Origin of the sequence: Cupriavidus sp. WS (assembly GCF_000395345.1) — a bacterium.
Lineage (GTDB): Bacteria > Pseudomonadota > Gammaproteobacteria > Burkholderiales > Burkholderiaceae > Cupriavidus > Cupriavidus basilensis_B.
In genome coordinates this window covers 1-7,268 of the sequence record NZ_AQPL01000051.1, presented here as the reverse complement: position 1 = coordinate 7,268, position 7,268 = coordinate 1, and the positions used below count along the sequence as shown (strand labels likewise).

The 7,268-nt window shown below is 74.0% G+C and carries 4 protein-coding genes and 1 pseudogene; 3 read left to right on the top strand and 2 right to left on the bottom strand.

Translation table 11 applies throughout. The features are described from left to right. Positions 1–94 precede the first annotated feature (94 nt). Both K206_RS0105485 and K206_RS0105480 read left to right on the top strand, forming a co-directional pair. A complete protein-coding gene (locus K206_RS0105485; protein WP_020201408.1) occupies positions 95–535 on the top strand; it encodes a hypothetical protein in 441 nt (146 codons plus the stop codon). A gap of 172 nt (positions 536–707) precedes the next feature. Then, on the top strand, positions 708–2,414 hold the full coding sequence (locus K206_RS0105480) for a S8 family peptidase (protein WP_081651327.1): 1,707 nt from the start codon (positions 708–710) through the stop codon (positions 2,412–2,414). Positions 2,415–2,469: 55 nt separating this feature from the next. Here the strand turns inward: K206_RS0105480 and rrtA are convergent, their stop codons facing one another. Further along, positions 2,470–3,105, bottom strand: a complete 636-nt coding sequence (gene rrtA, locus K206_RS0105475; RefSeq protein WP_020201406.1) for a rhombosortase — start codon at positions 3,103–3,105, stop codon at positions 2,470–2,472. Beyond that, the gene (gene glnE, locus K206_RS37560) at positions 3,102–5,942 is read right to left on the bottom strand and encodes a bifunctional [glutamate--ammonia ligase]-adenylyl-L-tyrosine phosphorylase/[glutamate--ammonia-ligase] adenylyltransferase (protein ID WP_155887961.1); all 2,841 of its coding nucleotides are present in this window, start codon (positions 5,940–5,942) and stop codon (positions 3,102–3,104) included. The genes rrtA and glnE overlap by 4 nt, the downstream gene beginning before the upstream one ends. A gap of 241 nt (positions 5,943–6,183) precedes the next feature. Between glnE and K206_RS37555 the strand changes: the two are divergent. Then, positions 6,184–7,268 (top strand): annotated as a pseudogene (locus K206_RS37555) (TIGR02099 family protein); the annotation flags it as partial.

The window sequence follows — 7,268 nt, the reverse complement described above, 5'->3', positions numbered from 1 at the left end:
GGCGCCGGCGCGGCCCGCGAGCCGCGCCGCACGCGCCGCGCCGCCAGTTGACCGCGCCCCGTCCTCCGGCCCCGTAACCATTCAGGAGTCTCCCATGTCCATCGGCACGCAGCCGCTCTCCCGCAAGCCGGCCCGCCCGCTGCGCCTGACCATCCTGTGCGGCGCGCTGGCCCTGCTGGCGCTGGCCACGCTGAGCGCCTGCCAGGCCCAGCGCCCGTCCGCGCCGGCCAGCAGCCTCAACGCCGACCGCGCCGTCGGCGACATCATGGTGCGCTTCACCGCGCCGCCCGTGACCGCCTCGGAAGACGCCGGGCGCCTGGTGGAATCCATCGCCGGGCCGATCCGCTTCGTGGTCAAGCGGCCCATGTCGGGCGGCGTCTGGCTCGTCACCGCGATCTCCGCCTCGGCCGACGCCACGCTCGACCAGGCCGTGGCCACGCTGCGCGCGGCGCCGCGCATCGAGACCGCCGAGCCCGACCGCGTGCTCAAGCCCAACCGCACCCAGCCGGCCAGCCGCGACATGCGGCCCGACTGAGAAAAACGGTTTGCTGTAGTCGAATGCCCGCGCTCGGGCGTTGAAGTACCTTGAAAAAGCTTGGTCGCAGTAACCGAGGTTTCCGGCGCATCCGCGCACAGGCAATTCCGGAGCGTCCCAGGGGTGCTCCACCGCGGTCGGTCCGACGCGGACCAAACGGCAGGAGGCAGACATGCGGCAACCGTTTCAGGATCGAAATAGCGGGCTAGCGCAACGGGCGCGGCGCGGCGCAGCGCGATCGGCGCTCTCGGCGCTGCTGGCGCCGCTGGTGCTGGGCGCCGGCCTCTGGCTGGGCCTGCCGGCCGCCGCCGGCGCGGCGCCCGACCCGGCCGCGCGCCCGGCACCCCGCTACAGCGGCAACTTCATCGTGCGCTGGCGCGACGGCGCCACCACCAAGGACGGCGCCGCCGGCAACGCCGGCGCGGACCCGCAATCCGAGCGCATGCTGAGCGTGAGCCAGGACACCGGCGTGGCGCTCTCGGTCAAGCGCCAGATGGGCGGCAACCTGCAACTGCTGAGCGCCGGCGATGCCGCCGACCCCGAGGCCACCGCGGCGCGCCTGCGCAAGGATCCGCGCATTGCCGAGGTGGTGCCTGACCGCTGGCTGCGGCTCCACGACACCAGCCCCAACGATCCCGAATTCGCGCTCAACCAGGCCTATCTCAACACGCCCGCCGTGGTGCGCGGCGGCGTCAACCTGCCGCCCGCCTGGGACCGCAGCCGCGGCAACGGCAGCCTGGTGATCGCGGTGGTCGACACCGGCTACCTGCCCCACCCCGACCTGGCCGCGCGCATCGTGCCGGGCTATGACTTCATCACCGACCCCGGCACCGCCAACGACGGCGGCGGCCGCGACGCCGACGCCACCGATGCCGGCGACGGCGTGCCGGTCGGCTACACCTGCTCCGGCTCGGCGCCGGCCACCACCGCCACCAACAACAGCTGGCACGGCACGCGCGTGGCGGGCACGCTGGGCGCGATCACCGACAACGGGCAGAGCATCGCCGGGGTGGACTGGAACGCGCGCATCCAGCCGGTGCGCGTCTCGGGCCGCTGCGGCGCGCTGCTGTCCGACACCGTCGACGGCATGCGCTGGGCCGGCGGCCTGCCGGTGCCGAACATCCCGAACAACCCCACCCCGGCGCGCGTCATCAACGTGAGCCTGGGCGGCGGCACCTGCTCCACCGTCGAGCAGCAGGCCGTCAACGACCTCGCCGCCGCCGGCGCGGTGGTGGTCGCCGCCACCGGCAACAGCGCCGGCGCGGTCGAGGCGCCGGCGGACTGCGCCGGCGTGGTGGCCGTCACCGCGCACGTCAACGACGGCGAGAACGCCAGCTACGCCAACGTCGGCCCGCAGGTCTCGCTGAGCGCGCCGGGCGGCGGCTGCGGCAACTCCAAGGTCGTCACCGACCCCGGCACCGGCCAGATCTCGTGCTCGGCGTCGCAGTCGTTCATCCGCACGCTGTCCAACGACGGCACCACCACGCTCGGCAACTACAACGTGACCAACTCGCAGGGCACCAGCTTCGCCGCGCCGCTGGTGTCGGGCGTGGCCGCGCTGATGCTGGCGGCCAACCCGGCGCTGACGCCGGCCCAGGTGCTGGCCGCGCTGAAAAGCTCGGCGCGCCCGCATCCGGCCAACACCTATTGCACGCTCGCGGCCAACACCGGCAACTGCGGCGCGGGCCTGCTCGACGCCAATGCCGCGCTGATCGCCGCCACGCAGGCGCCGGCGACCACGCCGACCGCGCCTTCGGGTGGCGATAGCGGCGGTGGCGGTGGCGGCGCGCTGGCATGGCCGCTCTCGATCGCGCTGTGCGGCCTCGGCCTGCTGCTGGGCCTGGGCGCGCGCCGCGGCAGGAAGGCCGCGCCGCGCTGACGGCACGGCGGAGGCGACCGCGCGGACCGCGGCTGTCTCGCCGCCCCCGGCGCGCTCAAGCGCCGTGCCGGCGCTCCCACCACTCCTGCAGCAGCCACAGCGCCAGGCCGGCCACCGCGCCGGCCGCGTGCGAGATGCGCACCACGCCGAAGCCCCAGTGCGCGTCGAACACCACCGGCGCCAGCCACGACTGCTCCAGCCAGGTCTTCACCAGCACGCCCAGACACAGCAGCACGCCGGTCGCGCGCGACCAGCCGTCGCCGCGCAGCAGGCGCAAGCCGCCCCACAGCGCCAGCCCGTGCAGCGCGCCGGACAGCCCGCCGTACCAGCCCACCGACGGCACCCGGCACAACGCCAGCTGCACCGCCACGCCGCAGCCCAGCAGCACCGCGAACATGACGCCGCCGCGCGCCTCGCGCCCGACCAGCAGCAGCAGGCCCGCGGCGGCCAGCAGGTCGGCCAGCCAGTGGCGCCAGCCCAGGTGCACCCACATCGCGGTCAGCAGGCGCCACCACTGGCCGGCGGCGCCATGCCCGAGCACCGCGTCGCGCAGGTAGAGCCCGTGCGCGTGCAGCCACGGAATGAAGGTGAAGGCCGCGCCGAGCGCGGCCGTGGCGGCCAGCGCGGCCAGCACGCCGGGCAAGGTGGATGGGCTGGCGGCGGCCGGCGGCGGCGCGGGCGGCTGCGTCAATTGCCGCCGGCGCCCGCCGGCTCGCCGAACACCGCCTGCCACAGCGCGCGCACCTGCGCCACCGCCGCGGCCACCGCATCGGCGGGCACGCGCGCCTGGTCGTGGCCGTCGAGCCGCAGCTGGTGCTGGCGCGCGCGGAACGCGCGGTAGGCGTCGCCCACCTCGCGCGCCAGCGTGGCGTCGATCAGGCCCAGCTCGCCGGCGGTGCGCAGCAGCGCGATATTGCCGGCGTTGCGGGTCAGCTCGGGGTGGTCGTGGCTGTACAGCAGCACCAGGTACTGCACGGTGAATTCGATGTCGACCATGCCGCCGCGGTCGTGCTTGAGGTCGAACAGTTCGCCGGGATTCGGGTGGCCGTCGGCCACCTTGCGCCGCATCGCGGCGATCTCGCCGCGCAGCGTGGCGGCGTCGCGCGGCTGGCGCAGGACCTCGTCGCGCAGGCGCTCGAAGTGCGCGCCGATCTCCGCGTCGCCGGCGCAGAAGCGCGCGCGCGTGAGCGCCTGGTGCTCCCATACCCAGGCCGTGTTGTCGCCCTCGCGCTGCTGGTAGCGGCGAAAGCCCTCGAAGCTGGTCACCAGCAGGCCCGCCTCGCCGTTCGGGCGCAGCCGCGTGTCCACGTCGAACAGCGTGCCGGCCGCGGTGTGGCTGGTCAGCCAGGTGATCAGCCGGCGCGCGTAGGCCGCGTAGATGTCGGGCGCGCGCTCGTGCTCGTCCTCGTACAGGAAGATGATGTCGAGATCGGAGGCGTAGCCGAGCTCCTTGCCGCCCAGCTTGCCGTAGGCGATCACCGCGAAGCGCGGATCCTCGCGGTGGCGCGTGGCCAGCTGGCGCCACACCGCGTGCAGCGTGACGGCCAGCATGGCGTCGGCGAGGTCGGACAGGCGGTCGGCCACCTGCTCCACGGTCAGCATGCCCTGCAGGTCCTGCAGCAGGATGCGGAAGGTCTCGGCATGGTGCTCGCGGCGCAGGATGTCCATCTGCGCCTCGACCTGGCCGTGGGCGGCGTCGAGCCGCGCGGCCAGGCGCGCGCGGAAATCGTGCCAGTCCGGCGCGCCGGCCAGCGCATCGCTGTCGAGCAGTTCGTCGAGCAGTTGCGGGTGGCGCGTCAGGTAGGCGGCGGCCCAGCTCGATGCGTGCAGCGTGTCGGCCACGCGCGCCATCGCCTGCGGGTATTCGGACAGCAGCGACAGATAGGACGCGCGCCGGCTGATGGCCTCGAGGAAATCGACGAAGCGCGCGATGGTGCGGTCGGCGTCGTGCTGGCGCGCGGCCAGGTCCAGCGCGCGGTTGACCAGCAGGTCGAAGCGCGCCCGGCTCTGCTCGGACAGCGCGCGGTAGCGCAGCGACGAGCCGGTCGCGCGCAGGCGGTCCAGCAGCCCGGTGCAGTCGGTGAAGCCGGCCTTGGCCAGGCGCTCGCACGGCGGCTCGTCCTCCTCGTCGCGGATCAGCGCGGGCCACAGCGCCTCGCACGGCTCGTTGACCTGGTCGGGGTCGGAGAAGGTCGCCTCGAACTGCTGCGCCACCGGCTCCTGCAGCGAGGACAGCCGCGCCATCAGCGCCGGCCAGCCGTCAAAGCCCATCATGGCGGCCACCGCCTGCTGTTCTTCCTCGGTGGTCGGCAGGTGATGGGTCTGGGCGTCGTCGCGGTATTGCAGGCGGTGCTCGAGCTGGCGCAGGAAGCGGTAGGCGTCGGCCAGCTGCTCGGCCTGGCCGGCCGGCAGCAGGCCATGCTCGACCGCCACCGCCAGCACTTCCAGCGTGGGCCGCACGCGCAGCGCGGTGTCCTGCCCGCCGCGGATGAGCTGGAACACCTGGGCCATGAACTCGATCTCGCGGATGCCGCCGCGGCCCAGCTTGATGTCGAACGCGCGCTGGTTGACGCGCTGCCCGCCGCCGGCCGCCACCAGCCCGCCGCTGCGCTTGGCCGCCTCGGCGCGGATCTGCGCGTGCAGCGAGCGGATCGCGGCGATCACGCCGTAGTCCAGGTAGCGGCGGAACACGAACGGGCCGGTCAGGCTGGCAAGCTGCGCCGCGGTGCGGCGCGCGTGCGGCGTGTCCTGCGCCGACACCACCCGGCCCTTGATCCACGCATAGCGCTCCCACTCGCGCCCCTGCACCACCAGGTACTGCTCCAGCATGCCGAAGCTGCACGCCAGCGGGCCGGCGTCGCCGTTCGGGCGCAGGCGCATGTCGACGCGGAACACGTAGCCGTCGGCGGTGACTTCGGCCAGCAGGTTGATCAGGCGGCGGCCCAGGCGGATGAAATATTCGTGGTTCGACAGGCTGCGCTGGCCGCCGCGCGTGTCGCCGTCCTCGTCGTAGAGGAAGATCAGGTCGATGTCGGACGACACGTTGAGCTCGCGCCCGCCCAGCTTGCCCATGCCGACCACCACCAGCTCCTGCACCTCGCCGCTCGATTCGCCGACCGGGCGGCCGTAGGCCGGGGCCATGTCCTCCTCCAGCACCGCCATGCCGTACTGGATGCCGAGCTCGGCCAGGTCGGTCATGGCGCCGGTGACTTCGCCCAGCGTCGACAGGCCGCGCAGGTCGCGCTCGATCACCACGCACATCACCTCGGCGCGCAGCCGGCGCAGCGCGCGCTTGACGGCATCCTCGACGTCGGCCGACGGCTCGCGCAGCGCCTGCAGCCGCGCCGCCATCCACGCGCGCGTGAGCGGCCGCGCGCTGGCGGCGGCGACGATTTCGGCCAGCCCGGGGCGGGCCTGCACCATGCGGCGGGTATAACGCGAATAGGCGGGCGAGTACAATGCCGTGCCGGCGCAGTCGACCGGCACGAGTCCGGCGGCGGCCACGACGGCGTGAGGCCCGCTGGCCATGTCGGCCACGGCTTGCCTGGCGGCGCCGGAAGTGTTGCCGGGCGCATGTCCGGCGGCGGCACCGCTCGCGGCGGCGCTGGCGGCGGGCGCGGGCGCGGCCGTGGAACTCGTCGGATCAGTGGAAGTCATTCCTGTTGTTGTTTGGAAGCGCGTGAGCCGGCCCCGGGGCCGGCGCGCGCATCGTGCATGGCCGGTCAGGCACCGAATTGGAGAGCGCCTAGTATTGTCGGATAATCAGCGCATGTCCAGCCGCGCCACCCCACCCGCAGAACCCGCCGCCACGGCCGCTGCCACGGCCGCTGCCGCCGCCAGCGCCACGCCGGGACGGGATGCCGCCGCCGGCCCCTCCCTCCTGCGGCAGGCGCCGCGCCGCGCGCTGGCGCTGGCGCGCGCGTTCGGCCGCGCCGCGCTGACCGTCGTGCGCCATCCCGCCTGGCGCGGGCTCGGCCGCGTGCTGGTGCGCCTGGCGCTGGCGCTGCTGGTGATGGCGCTGCTGGCCGGGCTGCTGATCCGCTTCGTGCTGTGGCCGCAGGCCTCGGCCGCGCGCACCTGGCTGGAGCAGCGCGGCTCGATCGCGCTCGCCGCCAAGTTCAGCATCGGCCAGCTCGACACCTACTGGGACGGCTGGCACCCCGCCTTCCACGCCCGCGACGTCGCCGCGGTCGACAGCGAGCAGCACGTGCTGATGGCCGCCGGCACGCTCGACGGCAAGCTCTCGTGGCGCTCGCTGTTCAGCATGGACCTGCTGTTCCAGCAGGTCTCCGCCAGCCACACCGACCTGCTGGTGCGGCGCACTCCGGAGGGCCGGCTCGAGGTGGCCGGCCTGACCGTCGACACCGCCAGCGCGAAGCCGCAGGATAACCGCCTGTTCGACTGGCTGCTGGCGCAGGGCAAGGTCGACCTCAGCGACGGCAAGCTGCGCTGGCTCGACGACAAGAACAAGCTGCCGCAGCTCGACGTGGGCAACATCCAGTTCAGCGCGCGGCGGTTCGGCTCGCGCCACGTCGTCAGGCTGGAGGCGCAGTCCCCCACGCTGGCGCCGCGCCCGCTGGTGATCGCGGCCGACTTCCGCCACGACTACCTGCGCCGCGCCGGCGACTGGCACAACTGGCACGGCCAGGCCAGCTGGGACCTGGGCCGGCTGGAACTGCCGGTGCTGCAGCGCTACACCGCCATCTTCGACCGCGTGGCGCGCGGCACCTTCAACACCGACGGCACCATCGAATTCCGCGGCGGCGAGATCAGCCGCAGCCAGGCCCGGCTGCGCGCCAGCGGCGTGGACCTGCAACTGGCCGGCGCGCCCGAGCCGCTCAAGCTGGCCAGCGC

What these genes read in the sequence shown, in the direction of transcription:
- K206_RS0105485 (WP_020201408.1), top strand. Translation starts at nt 95, where the DNA reads ATGTCCATCGGCACGCAGCCGCTCTCCCGCAAGCCGGCCCGCCCGCTG.
- K206_RS0105480 (WP_081651327.1), top strand. Translation starts at nt 708, where the DNA reads ATGCGGCAACCGTTTCAGGATCGAAATAGCGGGCTAGCGCAACGGGCG.
- glnE (WP_155887961.1), bottom strand. Translation starts at nt 5,942, where the DNA reads ATGGCCAGCGGGCCTCACGCCGTCGTGGCCGCCGCCGGACTCGTGCCG.